The organism is Nocardioides lianchengensis, from assembly GCF_900101465.1.
GTDB lineage: Bacteria > Actinomycetota > Actinomycetes > Propionibacteriales > Nocardioidaceae > Nocardioides > Nocardioides lianchengensis.
The window spans coordinates 85901-100095 of sequence record NZ_FMZM01000016.1 but is presented as its reverse complement, the minus strand read 5'-3'; the positions used below and the strand labels follow the sequence as shown (position 1 = coordinate 100095).

Here is a 14195-nt window from a genome sequence, read left to right as displayed (position 1 = left end):
GGTCAAACCAGGTTGGTACCGGGGCGTTACCGGTAGGTGAACTTCGGTTGGGCGTGCTGTGCAGGAGCGGGTCGCACACTCGTTGCATGATCTGGTTCGTCGTCGGGCTGCTCGCCCTCGCGTGGTGCGTCGTACCGCTGCCGTTGGCGGTGGCCGTGGGGCGGTCGTTGTGGCAGTCGTCGCCGGAGTACGTGCCGGAGAAGCTGGCGGAGTCGGTGCGGGGGTCGGTCGCGGCTTAGGTCCTTCTGGTCGGCGTCGCTGGTGGGCTGCGGGGGTCTCGACGGGCGCTCGCCCGCTAGTGCGGCCTCGCTGCTCGACCACCGGTGGGGCCGGCGGTGGCTGTCGGCTGCGGGGGTTTCGACACGGTTGCTGCGCAACCTGCTCAACCAACGGTGGCCGCGACTGACGGCGGCGACTGACGGCGGCGGTGAGGGCCGGTGGGGTGCCGGGGCGTCAGTAGGGTGCTGGCATGAAGGTTCTGGTCACCGGCGGTGCCGGCTACATCGGGTCGATCACGTGCAAGGCGCTCGAGGTGGCGGGGCACACGCCCGTGGTGCTCGACTCGCTGCTCGTGGGGCCGCAGGCGTTCGTGCGGGACCGGATCTTCTACGAGGGCGACATCGCGGACCGGGAGCTGCTGCGGCGGATCGTCGACGAGCACCCCGACCTCGACGCGACCATCCACATGGCGGCGCGGATCGTCGTACCGGAGTCGGTGGAGAAGCCCTACGAGTACTACCGCGACAACGTCGCGAAGTCGCTGGAGCTCTTCGACGAGCTGACCGCGCTCGGCAAGCACCGGGTGCTGTTCTCGTCCTCGGCGTCGCTCTACGCGACCAAGGACGGGTTCGAGGTGACCGAGGAGGACCCGCTGGCGCCGACGTCGCCGTACGCCCGGACCAAGCTGATGATGGAGCAGGTCCTCGTGGACGTCGCCGCGGCGACCGAGCTGCGCGCGATCATCCTGCGCTACTTCAACCCGATCGGCTCCGATCCCGACCTCGAGTCGGGCATCTATGCCAAGGAGCCCTCGCACGTCCTGGGCCAGCTGGTGATGGCCGCGCGCGGGCAGAAGGACGCGTTCACGATCACCGGCACCGACCTGCCCACGCGCGACGGCACCGGCATCCGCGACTACATCCACGTCTGGGACATCGCGCGCGCCCACGTGCGGGCGGTCGAGCGGTTCGACGACGTCATCGCGAAGGTCGGCGAGCCGAGCGTGGTCATCAACCTCGGCAGCGGCGACGGTACGACGGTCCGCGAGCTCGTCGAGGCCTTCCAGGAGGTCTTCGGCCAGACGGTCCCGCTCGCCGAGGCGCCGCCGCGGCCGGGTGACGCCGTCGGTGCCTACGCCAACGCCGACAAGGCCGCTGCGCTGCTCGACTGGCGCACCGAGCTGTCGATCACCGACGCCATCGCCTCCGCGCTGGCCTGGGGCGAGAAGCGCCAGGAGATCCTGGGCTACGAGTGATGCGTCGTACGGCGGTGGTCGGCGCGTTGGTGTTGCTGCTCGGCTCACCGGGTTTCGACACGGTTGCTGCGCAACCTGCTCAACCACCGGTGGGTCTCGATACGCCGGCTCGTACCTCGCCGGCTACTCGACCGACGAGCGATCGAGCGACGGGTGCCCGAGCGACGGGTGCTCGAGCGACGGGTGCTCGCGCGCTGGCGGGGAAGGTGGTGGTGCTGGATCCGGGGCACCAGCTGGGGAACCGGAACTTCCCGCGCGAGATCAACCGGCTGGTGCCGGCGGGGCGGGGGCAGCGAAAGCCGTGCAACACCACGGGGGCGGCGACGGACGGCGGGTTCCCGGAGGCGACGTTCACCTGGCGGGTGGCGCGGCTCGTGCAGAAGCGGCTCGAGGCGCAGGGCGCGCGGGTGGTGCTGACCCGGCAGAGCAACCGGGACGACCGGTGGGGGCCGTGCGTCGACCGGCGCGGGCGGGCCGGGAACCGGGCGCACGCCGACCTGATGCTGAGCATCCACGCGGACGGCAGCTATGCGGCCGGGGCCCGCGGGTTCCACGTGATCACGCTGCCGGAGCGGAAAGCGTCGGCGCGACTGGCGCGCGAGGTCCGGTCGTCACTGCGCCGCGCGGGCGTCCCGGTGGCCAACTACGTCGCCGGGGGCGACGGGCTCGACGAGCGCACCGACCTGGCGACGCTCAACCTCTCGCGGGTGCCGACCGCGATGGTCGAGCTCGGCAACATGCGCGATCGCCGCGACGCCCGGCGGATGCGGACGGCGCGGGGGAGGGCGTCGTACGCCCGGGCGCTCAGCCGCGCGATCGCCGCCGAGCTTCGCTGATCGCACCGCCGGTCAGCGAGGCCGCCGCCGCGACGGCGAGCCCCACCCAGCGCTGGTCGCTGTTCACGAGACCCGATGGTCCGGAGCACGGCCCGGATTATGGGCCGGTCCGGTCGATCCCGCAGGAGAACGCGGAGCGGTCCAGACATTGTCAGACAATGAGCGTGTCGTTTAACACCAGGGAAACGTCCGCTGCCTACGGTCTCCGGGGGCTCGGGCCCGTCGATCCGAACGAGTGAGGATGCAGATGACCCTGAAGGACACGAGCGCCCATCCCTGGTGGCGCCGGACGTTCGCGCGAGCCGTCCCGATCATGCTGATGGCCGGCGGCCTGGCGGGCATCGCCGCCCCCGCGCACGCGGCCGACCCGATCGACGGGGCGCAGACCGCCGGCGACGCGATGTTCCCGAACGTCGGCAACGGTGGGTACGACGCCCTCAACTACGACGTCGTCATGGACTGGAGCGCGACCGGCGTCGTCAGCAACTACATGTCCGGCGTCCTCAACTCCGCCAGCACCACGATGCTGGCGAAGACCACCGGCGCCCCGCTGAAGACGTTCTCGCTCGACTTCGAGGGCCTCACCATCGACTCGGTGACGGTCAACGGCCAGCCCGCGTCGTACGAGCGGGTCATCGACGCCGCCGCGATCAAGTACAAGCTCATCGTCACGCCGGCGACGCCGGTCGAGGGCGAGTTCACCACCGTCGTGACCTACCACGGCGTCCCGAACCACCACGTCGACCCCGACGGCTCGTGGGAGGGCTGGGCCTCGACCGCCGACGGCGCCACCTTCATGGGCCAGCCGGTCGGCGCGATGGCCGGCATCCCGCACAACAACATGCCCGGCGACAAGGCGACGTGGTCCTTCACGACCACGATCCCGAGCACCATCACCTCAGCGACCGGCGCCGGCCCCAGCGCGGTCGTCGGCAACGGCGAGCTGGCCGCCAAGACGCTCAGCGAGGACGGCACCCGCACCACCTGGCGGTGGGTGCAGCAGAAGCAGATGGCCAGCGAGCTGATCATCATCTCCATCGGCAAGTACGACGTGATCGAGTCCGAGGTGACGCTCTCCAACGGCCGGGTCGTCCCGGAGTGGTCGTTCATGGACTCGGCCCTGTCCGCGACCAACAAGACGACGATCACCAACCGTCGCGCCCAGCTCGGCACGATCATCAGCCGGCTGGAGCAGATCTACGGGCCCTACCCGGGCAACAGCGTCGGCGTCGTCATCGACACCGTGCCGAGCGGCATCAACTACGCGCTCGAGACCCAGGACCGCTCGTTCTTCCCGAGCACCAACTCGGTCAACGGCAACACGCTGATCCACGAGCTCGTCCACCAGTGGTACGGCGACAACGTCTCGCCGAAGCTGTGGACCGACATCTGGATCAACGAGGGCATGGCGACCTACGGGCCAACGTACTACACGAACGTGCTGGCGCCGGCGACGCCGAACCCGGCCGCGGTCGAGACGTCGTACTACAACAACTGGAACGGCACCGCTGCGACCAGCGCCAGCTGGACCACCCCGCCCGGTGCGCAGACCAACCCGGTCAACATCTACGGCTACCAGACCTACACGCGCGGCGCGCAGTTCTGGGGTGCGCTCAACACCGCCCTCCGCGACGTCGACTTCCTGAAGGTCGTCAAGCAGTGGCAGACCCGGTACGGCGGGCAGAGCCGCAGCGGTGACGAACTGAAGGCGCTGGCCGAGGAGATCTCCGGGCGCGACCTCGACGCCTTCTGGCAGGACTGGATCATGGACGGCGACAAGCCGGCCTGGCCGAGCAAGTACGACCTCACCCTGGCCAGCACTCCCGCCTCCGGGGTCGTGGAGCCCGGCGCGACGCTGACCTACCAGCTCACCGCCGCCAACGTCGGCAAGGTCGTGCTGGCCAACGGGGTCGTGAAGGTCGACCTGGCCGACGTCCTCGACGACGCGACGATCGGCACCCTGCCCGACGGCCTGGCCCTCGACGGCACCACGCTGACCTGGACCGTGCCCTCGACGGCGACCGGCACCTCGGCCACCGCGTCCTTCGACGTGGTCGTCAAGGGCGACGCCTCCAGCGACACCCTGAAGGCCACGGCCGTGCCGACCGGCCTCGGCGGGCTCTGCTCCACCGCCGGCTGCGCGACCGACGCGTCGGTCGACGCCCACCCGATCACCCCCGCCGCGGACCCGGCCCTCTCCGGTACGCCGACCGTCGGGACGGCGCTCAGCGCCACCACCGCGGGCTGGGCCGCCGGCACCTCCTTCACCTACGAGTGGAGCGTGGCCGGTACGCCGGTGACCGGGGCGACGTCCGCGTCGTACACGCCAGTCGCGGGCGACCTGGGCAAGGCGCTGACGGTCACGGTGACCGGCAGCAAGGAGGGCTACCTCCCGGTGACGAAGACCAGCGAGCCGGTCACGGTCGTGGCCGGGACGCTGACCTCCAGCCCCGTCCCGACCCTGTCGGGCACCCCGACGGTCGACACCGCGGTCACCGCGGTGACCGGCAGCTGGGACTCCGGCACCGCGCTGGCCTACGCCTGGAGCGTGGCCGGTACGCCGGTGAGCGGCGCGACGTCCGCGTCGTACACGCCGGTCGCGGCCGATCTGGGCAAGGCGCTGACCGTGGCGGTCACCGGCACCAAGGCCGGCTACACGACGGTGACGCGCACGAGTGCTGCGGTGAACGTGGTGGCGGCGACGATCGGGACCGCTCCGGTGCCGACGCTGTCGGGGACGCCGACGGTGGATGCTGCGGTCTCGGCGGTGGCCGGGACGTGGACGTCGGGGACGGCGCTGACCTATCAGTGGAGCGTGGCCGGTACGCCGGTGAGCGGCGCGACGGCTGCGTCGTACACGCCGGTCGCGGCCGATCTGGGCAAGGCGCTGACGGTGGCGGTCACCGGCACCAAGGCCGGCTACACGACGGTGACGCGCACGAGTGCTGCGGTGAACGTGGTGGCGGCGACGATCGGGACCGCTCCGGTGCCGACGCTGTCGGGGACGCCGACGGTGGATGCTGCGGTCTCGGCGGTGGCCGGGACGTGGACGTCGGGGACGGCGCTGACCTATCAGTGGAGTGTGGCCGGTACGCCGGTGAGCGGCGCGACGGCTGCGTCGTACACGCCGATCGCGGCTGACCTGGGCAAGGCGCTGACGGTGGCCGTGACGGGCACGAAGGCGGGCTACACCACGGTGACCCGGACGAGTGCTGCGGTGAACGTGGCGGCGGCGACGCTCGCGACGACGCCGAAGCCGGTCCTCACCGGCGACGCGATCGTCGACCGGACGCTCACCGCCGACGCCGGCACCTGGGACGGCGGCGTGACGCTGGCCTACCAGTGGATCGTCGACGGCACCGAGGTCGCCGGCGCGGTCGGTCCCACGCTGGACCTCGGCGCCGCCGATCTCGGCAAGGAGGTCGCCGTCGCGGTCACCGGCACCAAGCCCGGCTACACCGGCGTGACGGTGGAGAGCGAGCCGGTCACGGTCGCCCCGGCCACGATCGCGAGCACCCCGGTGCCGCGCCTCGTGGGCACCGCCCGCTTCGGCAGCACGCTGTCCGCCGCGGCCGGCAGCTGGGACGCCGGCGTCGCGCTGGCCTACCAGTGGCGACGCAACGGGTCGCCGATCGCCGGCGCCACGGGCACGTCGTACCGGCTCGGGCTGGCCGACCTCGGTGACCGCATCACCGTCGCGGTCACCGGCACCAAGCCGGGCTACACGACCGTGACCGAGACCAGCGCCGCCTCCGGTGCGGTCGCCCGCGCGACCCTCGGGTCGGGTCGGGCCACCATCACCGGTCCGGCCAAGGTCGGCCGCACCCTCCGGGCCCGGGCGACCGGCTTCGGCAGCGGCGTGCAGGTCAGCTACGCCTGGTACGCCGGGTCGCGAAAGATCGGCACCCGGCCCACGGTGAAGCTCGGCGCGGCCACCGCGGGCAAGAAGGTCACCGTCAAGGTGACCGTCACGAAGGCCGGCTACGTCACGAAGACCGTGACCAGCCGGGCGACCGCGAAGGTCAAGAAGAAGAAGTAGCAGCAGGGACGGACGTCCCCGGGGGCCTGCGTCAGCAGGCCGTGCGTCGCGGCTCGACCGCGACCAGCCCGGGGACGTCCGTGCGCTCCGCGGCGACGGCACGGGCGAGACCGTCGTGCCAGTCGCGGTGGAAGGTCATCATCATCCGGGGCACGAGTGCCCAGCAGACGCTGCAGGTCGTTGCTTCCTCTGATCCCCCGGTCATGGCTAATCCATCGGCTTACCCGCTCCGGGGTTGAGGGGCTTCCACGGTTGGTCTGCACGTCGGCGCCCCTCGGCGCCCCTCGGCGCCCCTCGGTGGTTGAGGAGGTTGCTCTGGCAACCGTCTCGAAACCCGGTGGGCCGAGGGTCGGTACCGGTCGAGCCCGACTCTCGGGTCAGCGGAGGAGGAAGTCGACGAGCTCGGTGACCCGGCGGCGGATCTCGGCGTCGGGGAGCTGCCGGTCGGAGCCGGAGAGGGTCAGGGTCTGCATGGTGACCGCGCCGTACAGGCTGAAGACCAGTGGCGCCGGGGGCAGGTCGGAGGTCGCCTCGCCGCGGGCGACGGCCCGGCCGACGATGGCCAGGACCGCGGCGGTGTGCTGCTCGGCGACCCGGGCGCTGAACGTGCCGAGCGCGGAGGGGGAGGCGGCCGCGTCGACGGCCAGCCGGAGGGTGGCCCAGCCGGCCGGGTCGAGGTAGTGGCGGAACAGGTTGGCCGAGAGCTCGACCAGGTCGCCGCGGAAGCTGCCGGTGTCGACGTCCTCGATGCCGCCGGTGCGGGCGTCGACGGCGTCGATCAGCAGCGAGTCCTTGTCCTGCCAGCGCAGGTAGACCGTCGACTTGCCGACCCCGGCCCGGCGGGCGACCGCGTCCATCGTGAAGCCCGACCAGCCGCGCTCGCCGTACTCCTCGAGGGCGGCGTCGAGGATCCGTCCCTCGGCGCCCGGGTCCCGGGGGCGCCCGCGGGGGCGGCGCGCCGGCTCGGCGGGTGTCGCGGGCTCGGGGGAGGACACTCCCGCATTCAACCACCGCCGTCGCGTGTGGCCCGCGCCCCGTCACCAACACTCCGAAAGCGCCGCGGGGACCGCGATCGGCGTGCCATAGTCCCGCCGTGACCCATGTGCACCCGACCTGGCGGCGACGGACGATCCTGAGGGCTGTGGCCCTCGCTCTGGCGGTGGGCGGCCTCGTCGGCCTCCAGACCGGCCCGTCGTACGCCGCGCCCATCACGCCCGCGCCGACCCCCGTCCTGACGGGCGAGCCGAAGGCCGGCAACAACATCTTCATCAACGCGGGCGAGTGGCCGGAGGGCACCGCGCTGTCCTACGAGTGGCTCCTCGACGGCGTCAAGGAGCCCGGCGCCAGCGGCCCCGCCTGGACCCTGCGACAGCAGGACATCGACGTCGCCTTCCAGGTGGCCGTCACCGGCTCCAAGCAGGGGTTCGACGACACCCGCGTCGTCAGCGCGCCGGTCACCATCCTCGGCGAGCAGCAGACGCTGCGGCCGGTCCCGACCGTCGCGGGCGCGCCGCGGTACGGCGACCGCCTCGACGCCACCATCGGCGCCTGGGACATCGGCACCACCCAGGCCATCCAGTGGCTGCGCGGCGGCACGCCGATCCTCGGCGCCACGGCGGCGTCGTACACCGCGACCGTCGCGGACGTCGACGCCGCCCTGTCCGTGCGGGTCACCAGCACCCGGCCCGGCTACTCGAAGGTGGTCCGCACCAGCGAGCCGACCGCCCCGGTCGTCCCCGCGACCATGGTCGCCGGCAGCGTCACCGTCACCGGCGCGCCCCGCTTCGGTCAGTCCCTCAGCGCCCGCCCGTCCGGCTGGCCGGCCGACGCGGCGCTGGCCTACCAGTGGCTGCGCCGGGGTACGCCGGTCGCCGGGGCCACCGCGTCGTCGTACCGACTCGGGCTCGCCGACCTCGGCGCCCCGCTCAGCGTCCGGGTGACGGCCTCGAAGCCGGGCTTCACGGTCGCCTCGGCAGCCAGCGCCGCGACCGCCGCGGTCGCTCCGGCGACCTTCGCGGCCGGCAAGGTCCGCATCGTCGGCAAGCCGAAGGCCGGGCGCACCCTCCGCGCCCGGGCGAGCGGTCTCCCGGCCGGCACGGCCGTCGCCTACCGCTGGCGGGTCGGCTCCAAGGTCGTCGGCACCAAGGCGTCGCTGAAGCTGACCAGGAAGATGGTCGGCAAGCGCGTCGTGCTGCAGGTGACCGCGACCAAGGCCGGCTACCGGACGCTGACCCTCCAGACCAAGGCACCCACGAAGACCAAGAAGTAGCGGCGCGGGGGACCACGGCGGTGCGTTCTGCCGTCGTGGATACCCTCGCCCCGTGACCTGGTTCGCGCGCAACACGCACCGCTGGGACGACTGGTCGCTCGACGACCTGCTCGCCGCGAAGGGGGACCAGCGGGTGAGCCTGGTGGTGCCCGCCCGCAACGAGGCGGCCACCGTCGGCGACGTCGTGACCCGGGTCCGCGAGGCCCTGGTCGAGACGGTCGCGCTGGTCGACGAGATCGTGGTGATCGACTCCGACTCCACCGACGACACCTACGACGTCGCCACCGACGCCGGCGCGGTCGTGCACCGCTCCGCCGAGGTCCGCCCCGACCTCGGCTCCCGGCCCGGCAAGGGCGAGGCGATGTGGAAGTCGCTCTTCGTGACCACCGGCGACGTGATCGTCTTCATGGACGCCGACCTGCTCGACTGGGACACCCACTTCGTGCCCGGCCTGCTCGGGCCGCTGCTCACCCGGCCGGAGGTGTCGCTGGTGAAGGGCTTCTACGAGCGGCCGGGTTTCGACGAGCTCAACCAACGGGAGTCGGCCTACGAGGGCGGGCGGGTCACCGAGCTGGTCGCCCGGCCGCTGGTCGCCCTGCTCTTCCCGCCGCTGGCCGGGCTGGTGCAGCCGCTGGCCGGCGAGTGGGCCGTACGACGCTCGCTGTTCGCCTCGCTCTCGGTGCCGACCGGGTACGCCGTCGAGCTGGCCGCCCTGATCGACACCTGGCGCGGCCACGGGCTCGACGCGATCGCGCAGGTCGACCTCGGCCGCCGCGCGCACCGGCACCAGGCGCTGCGCGACCTCGGCGCGATGGCCACCCAGATCCTCACGGCCGGCTGGGCCCGCTCGACGCACAGCCACCACGCCGACGAGATCACCCTGAGCCAGTTCGGGGCCGGGATGACGCTCGAGGCGGTCGCCGTACCCGTGACGGAGCGGCCGCCCGCGGTGGGGGTCGGCGCATGACGCTGAAGCTGGGTCGGCACCACTTCCCCGACGACGCGACGATCATGATGGCGATCGTCAACCGCACGCCCGACTCGTTCTACGACAAGGGCGCGACCTGGGCCGAGGACAAGGCCTTCGACCGGGTCGCCCAGGTGGTCGACGAGGGCGCCGAGATGGTCGACATCGGCGGCATCAAGGCCGCCCCCGGCGAGAACATCTCCGAGGACGAGGAGAAGCGGCGGGTCGTCGACTTCGTCGCGCGGGTGCGCTCGGCGTACCCCTCGCTGGTGATCTCCGTCGACACCTGGCGGGCCTCGGTCGGGCGGGCGGTCTGCCAGGCGGGCGCCGACGTACTCAACGACGCCTGGGGCGGCGCCGACCCCGAGCTGGTCGACGTCGCGGCGGCCTTCGGCGCCGCGATCATCTGCACGCACACCGGCGGCGCGACGCCGCGGACCCGGCCCTACCGGGTGGAGTACGACGACGTCGTCCGCTCGGCCATCCAGGACACGGTCGCCTACGCCTACCGGGCCGTCGCCGCCGGCGTCGACCGCCGCTCGGTGGTCATCGACCCGGCCCACGACTTCGGCAAGAACACCTTCCATTCGTTGGAGCTCACCCACCGGCTCGGGGAGATGGTCGACACCGGCTGGCCGGTGCTGGTGTCGCTGTCCAACAAGGACTTCGTGGGGGAGTCGCTCGACCTGCCGGTCGGCTCGCGGCTGACCGGCACGCTCGCGGCGACCTCGGTCGCGGCGCTGGCCGGCGCGCGGATCTTCCGGGTGCACGAGGTCGTCGAGACGCGGCAGACGGTCGACATGGTCAACACGATCGCCGGGCGGCGGCTGCCGGCGCGGGCGATCCGGGGGCTGCAGTGAGTCCCGACGGTGGTCTCGACACGCCCCCTCGTTCCTCGGGGGCTACTCGACCGACGAGAGCGGTCCTGGTGCCGGGGGTGCTGGCGCTGCTGCCGTCGTACGCCGGGCTGAGCGATCCGGTGCTGGACCTGCGGTTGGCGTGCCTCGACGCGGTGTCGTGGTTGGGCTCGGACGTGGTCGTGGTGGGGGATCCGCAGGGGTGTCGGGTGGGTCATTCGCTCCTCTCGGCTGCGGGGGTTTCGAGACGGGACTTCGTCCCTCCTCAACCACCGGAGGGCGGTTCCTACCTGGTGGTGGGGAACGGGTCGGCGCGGCGCTCGGAGAAGGCGCCGGGGCACCTGGACGAGCGGTCGTTCGCGTTCGACGACGGGCTGCGGGCCGCGCTCGCGTCGAGTGACGCCGGATGGTCGGACTTCGCGCTCGGGGACGACCTGCTCGCGTCGCTCGACGGGATCCGCGAGCTGCTCGGGCTGCTGCCGGCCGGGACGCCGGCGCAGGTGGACTACGACGACGACCCGTTCGGGGTCCGGTACTGGGTGATGAGGTGGGAATGGTCGTGAGGGTCCTGATCGGCACCGAGGGTCCCCTGGAGGACCTGTACGCCGTGCCGCGGCTGCCGTGGCTGCGGGTCAACATGGTCAGCACGCTGGACGGCGCCGCCACCGGGTCGGACGGGCGCAGCGGGTCGATCAACGACCCGGCCGACCGCGAGGTGTTCGCCACCCTGCGGCGCCTCGCGGACGCGGTCCTGGTGGGGGCGGGGACGGCGCGCGCGGAGGGCTACCGGCCCGCCGACGTCCCCATCGTGCTGGTCAGTCGGTCCGCGGAGGTCCCGGAGTCGCTCCGCGGGGCCGACCCGGGGCGGGTGCTGATGGCGACCGTGGCGACCTCCCCGGGGCTGGCCGCGGCGCGTGAGCTGCTCGGGGCCGAGCACGTCCTGGTCTGCGGGCAGCACCGGGTCGACCTGCCGCTGCTGCGCGGCCGGCTGGTGGCCCTCGGCCACGCCAGCCTGCTGGCCGAGGGCGGGCCGCACCTACTCCGCGACCTGCTCGACCAGGGCGTCGCCGACGAGCTCTGCGCGACCGTCGTACCCCGGGTGGTCGGGGGCGACCACCCCCGGATCGCGGCGGGGCCGCCAGTCGACGTACCCCTGGTGCTTAGCACGCTGCTCGAGCAGGACGGGACCCTGCTCGGGCGCTGGCTGATCACTTCGTGAAAGATTTCACAAACGGTTCTGAACGTGTTCGGTTCGGCGTACCGTCAAGAGCGTGGCCACGCCTGACCTCCTGATCACCGCGCTCACCTCGGACCTCGACCCCGCGGGGCTGATGCCCGCCCGGCAGCAGATGGCGCTGTCCCTGGGCTGGCACATCGTGCTCGCCTGCTTCGGCGTCGCGCTGCCGGCGATGATCTTCTGGATGCACTGGCGCGGCGTCCGGCGCGGCGACGACACGGCCCTGCTGCTCGCGCACCGGTGGGCCAAGGTCTCGGCGGTGCTGTTCGCGATCGGCGTGGTGTCCGGCACCGCGCTGGCCTTCCAGATGGGCCTGCTGTGGCCCGGCCTGATGGGGACGTACGGCGACGTTGTCGGCCTCTCGTTCGCCTTCGAGGGGCTGGCCTTCTTCCTGGAGGCGATCTTCCTCGGCATCTACCTCTACGGCTGGGGACGCATCGACCCGCGCCGGCACCTGTGGTTCGTGCTGCCGATTGCGATCACCGGGGTCGTCGGCACCTACTGCATCCTCACGGTCAACGCCTGGATGAACGCCCCCGTCGGGTTCGACCTCGTGAACGGCGAGGTCACGAACATCGACCCGTGGGCGGTGCTGTTCAACCCGAACGCGTTCTGGCAGTTCCTGCACATGTGGGTCGCGGCCTACATGGTGGCCGGCTTCTCGGTCGCCGCGGTGTACGCCGTCGGCCTGCTGAAGGGCCGGCGCGACCGCTACCACCGGCTCGGGTTCCTGGTGCCGTTCGGGTTCGCGAGCGTCTCCGCCGTTCTGCAGCCGGTGGTCGGCCACCTGCTCGGGTCGCGGCTCGCGGAGACCCAGCCGGCCAAGTTGGCGGCGTTCGAGCTGGCCACCGAGACCGACTCCGGCGCCTCCCCGCTGCGGATCGGCGGGGTGCTGATCGACGGCGTCGTCCGCTACTCGATCGACATCCCCTACCTGGGCTCGCTCTTCGCCCGGAACTCGTTCACGAAGCCGGTCCAGGGCCTCGACACCATCCCGGTCGAGGACCAGCCGCCGATCAACATGACGCACCTGGCGTTCCAGTCGATGGTCGGCATCGGCACCCTGCTGGCCCTCGCGGTGGTCATCTTCTGGGTCGCGCGGTGGCGGGGGCACGACCTGCTCGAGAGGCGGCTGTTCCTGAGGTTCGTGTCCATCACCGGCGTGCTCGCCGTGGTCGCGCTGGAGGCCGGCTGGATCGCCACCGAGGTGGGCCGGCAGCCGTGGATCGTCTACGGGATCATGCGGACCCCCGAGGCCGCCGGGAACAACTCCGGGCTGTGGTGGCTGCTCGGCATCACGACCGTCGTCTACGCGCTGATGACCGTCGGGGCGACCATCGTGATCCGGTCGATGGCCCGCCGGTGGCGGGCGGGCGAGCAGGACCTGCCCTCGCCGTACGGGCCCCGCGTGGAGACGCTCGCGTCGTCGGAGAAGCCGTCGTGACCCTCGAGATGGCGGTCGCGGCCGCGATGTTCGTCGGGGTCGTCGTCTACGCCCTGTTCGGCGGCGCCGACTTCGGCTCGGGCTTCTTCGACCTGACCGCCGGGGGCTCCGAGCGCGGCGCCGAGCTGCGCACCCAGGTCGACCGGAGCATCGGCCCGGTGTGGGAGGCCAACCACGTCTGGCTGATCTACGTGCTGGTGACCTGGTGGACGGCGTTCCCCGAGGCCTTCGCGGCGGCGATGGAGACGCTGATCCTGCCGATGTTCCTGGCGCTGTTCGGGATCGTGCTGCGGGGCGCGAGCTTCGCGTTCCGCAAGTACGCCGAGACGCTCGGCCAGGCCCGCTTCTTCGGCGTCGTCTTCGCGCTGTCGTCGGTCGTCACGCCGTTCTTCTTCGGCACCATCGCCGGGGCGATCGCGTCCGGGCGGGTGCCGGCGTCGGGCCGGGGTGAGCTGATCGGGTCCTGGGTGAACCCCACCTCGATCTTCGGCGGCGTGATCGCCGTCGGGACCTGTGCCTTCCTCGCCGGCGTCTTCCTGACCGCCGACGCCGCCCGCGCCGGCTCCGCGGGGCTCGCCGCGACGCTGCGGCTGCGCACCCTGTCCGTCGGCCTGGTCACGGGGGCCGTCGTCTTCGCCGCGCTGGTCCCGCTGGAGCGCGACGCCCCGACCCTCGCCGACGGCCTCGAGACCCGGGCCGCACCGCTGATCGTGCTGTCCTTCCTCGCCGGCGCCGCCACCCTCTGGCTGCTCTGGACCCGCCGCTTCGCCCTGGCCCGCCCCGCCGCCCTGCTCGCCGTCGCCGCCGTCGTCCTCGGCTGGGGCGTCGCGCAGTACCCCTGGCTGCTCGTCGACGAGGTCACCATCGCCGACGCCGCCGGTGCCCGGGCCACGCTGCAGGGGGTCCTGATCGCCGCCGCCATCGCCGCCGCCCTGGTGCTCCCCTCGCTCGCCTACCTCTACCGGCTCACCCAGACCGAGGCGTGGACGAGGCCGGACCACTAGCCACGCCCGGTGGTCGAGCAGCGATGGACGACCGCCGGTGGTCGAGCAGGAAGGCGCTCTGGCGCCTG

At 72.4% G+C, this 14195-nt stretch carries 13 protein-coding genes; 11 read left to right on the top strand and 2 right to left on the bottom strand.

Going from position 1 to position 14195, the window contains the following annotated elements; genetic code table 11:
* Window positions 1-86: 86 nt before the first annotated feature.
* The 4 genes from BLT76_RS25995 to BLT76_RS23390 all read left to right on the top strand — a co-directional run bounded on the left by BLT76_RS25995 (window position 87) and on the right by BLT76_RS23390 (window position 6349).
* Complete coding sequence (locus tag BLT76_RS25995) at window positions 87-239, top strand: hypothetical protein (protein WP_170867225.1); 153 nt, start codon at window positions 87-89, stop codon at window positions 237-239.
* Window positions 240-469: 230 nt separating this feature from the next.
* Window positions 470-1474 carry a UDP-glucose 4-epimerase GalE gene (gene galE / locus BLT76_RS23400; RefSeq protein WP_090860718.1) on the top strand — a complete coding sequence of 335 codons (1005 nt, stop codon included), beginning with the start codon at window positions 470-472 and terminating at the stop codon, window positions 1472-1474.
* A 212-nt stretch (window positions 1475-1686) separates the two neighbouring features.
* The gene (locus BLT76_RS23395; RefSeq protein WP_244509543.1) at window positions 1687-2310 is read left to right on the top strand and encodes an N-acetylmuramoyl-L-alanine amidase; all 624 of its coding nucleotides are present in this window, start codon (window positions 1687-1689) and stop codon (window positions 2308-2310) included.
* Window positions 2311-2557: 247 nt separating this feature from the next.
* Window positions 2558-6349, top strand: coding sequence for a M1 family aminopeptidase (locus tag BLT76_RS23390; RefSeq protein ID WP_170867224.1), 3792 nt, complete (start codon window positions 2558-2560; stop codon window positions 6347-6349).
* A gap of 31 nt (window positions 6350-6380) precedes the next feature.
* Here the strand turns inward: BLT76_RS23390 and BLT76_RS25990 are convergent, their stop codons facing one another.
* Both BLT76_RS25990 and BLT76_RS23385 read right to left on the bottom strand, forming a co-directional pair.
* Window positions 6381-6554, bottom strand: coding sequence for a hypothetical protein (locus tag BLT76_RS25990; RefSeq protein ID WP_170867223.1), 174 nt, complete (start codon window positions 6552-6554; stop codon window positions 6381-6383).
* A 172-nt stretch (window positions 6555-6726) separates the two neighbouring features.
* Window positions 6727-7344 (bottom strand): TetR/AcrR family transcriptional regulator, encoded by a 618-nt coding sequence (locus BLT76_RS23385; RefSeq protein ID WP_211753190.1) that lies wholly within the window; start codon window positions 7342-7344, stop codon window positions 6727-6729.
* A gap of 146 nt (window positions 7345-7490) precedes the next feature.
* Between BLT76_RS23385 and BLT76_RS23380 the strand changes: the two genes are divergently transcribed.
* The 7 genes from BLT76_RS23380 to BLT76_RS23350 all read left to right on the top strand — a co-directional run bounded on the left by BLT76_RS23380 (window position 7491) and on the right by BLT76_RS23350 (window position 14127).
* Window positions 7491-8618 (top strand): hypothetical protein, encoded by a 1128-nt coding sequence (locus tag BLT76_RS23380; RefSeq protein ID WP_090860716.1) that lies wholly within the window; start codon window positions 7491-7493, stop codon window positions 8616-8618.
* A gap of 52 nt (window positions 8619-8670) precedes the next feature.
* Entirely contained in the window at window positions 8671-9585 is a 915-nt protein-coding gene (locus tag BLT76_RS23375) for a glucosyl-3-phosphoglycerate synthase (RefSeq protein WP_090860715.1), read from the top strand.
* Complete coding sequence (folP, locus tag BLT76_RS23370; RefSeq protein WP_090860714.1) at window positions 9582-10445, top strand: dihydropteroate synthase; 864 nt, start codon at window positions 9582-9584, stop codon at window positions 10443-10445. The genes BLT76_RS23375 and folP overlap by 4 nt, the downstream gene beginning before the upstream one ends.
* Before the next feature lie 290 nt (window positions 10446-10735).
* The gene (locus tag BLT76_RS26475; protein ID WP_244509542.1) at window positions 10736-11005 is read left to right on the top strand and encodes a class III extradiol ring-cleavage dioxygenase family protein; all 270 of its coding nucleotides are present in this window, start codon (window positions 10736-10738) and stop codon (window positions 11003-11005) included.
* Complete coding sequence (locus BLT76_RS23360; RefSeq protein WP_244509541.1) at window positions 11002-11661, top strand: dihydrofolate reductase family protein; 660 nt, start codon at window positions 11002-11004, stop codon at window positions 11659-11661. The genes BLT76_RS26475 and BLT76_RS23360 overlap by 4 nt, the downstream gene beginning before the upstream one ends.
* 52 nt (window positions 11662-11713) lie before the next feature.
* Window positions 11714-13123 carry a cytochrome ubiquinol oxidase subunit I gene (locus BLT76_RS23355; protein ID WP_244509540.1) on the top strand — a complete coding sequence of 470 codons (1410 nt, stop codon included), beginning with the start codon at window positions 11714-11716 and terminating at the stop codon, window positions 13121-13123.
* Entirely contained in the window at window positions 13120-14127 is a 1008-nt protein-coding gene (locus tag BLT76_RS23350) for a cytochrome d ubiquinol oxidase subunit II (protein ID WP_211753188.1), read from the top strand. The genes BLT76_RS23355 and BLT76_RS23350 overlap by 4 nt, the downstream gene beginning before the upstream one ends.
* Window positions 14128-14195: the final 68 nt, after the last annotated feature.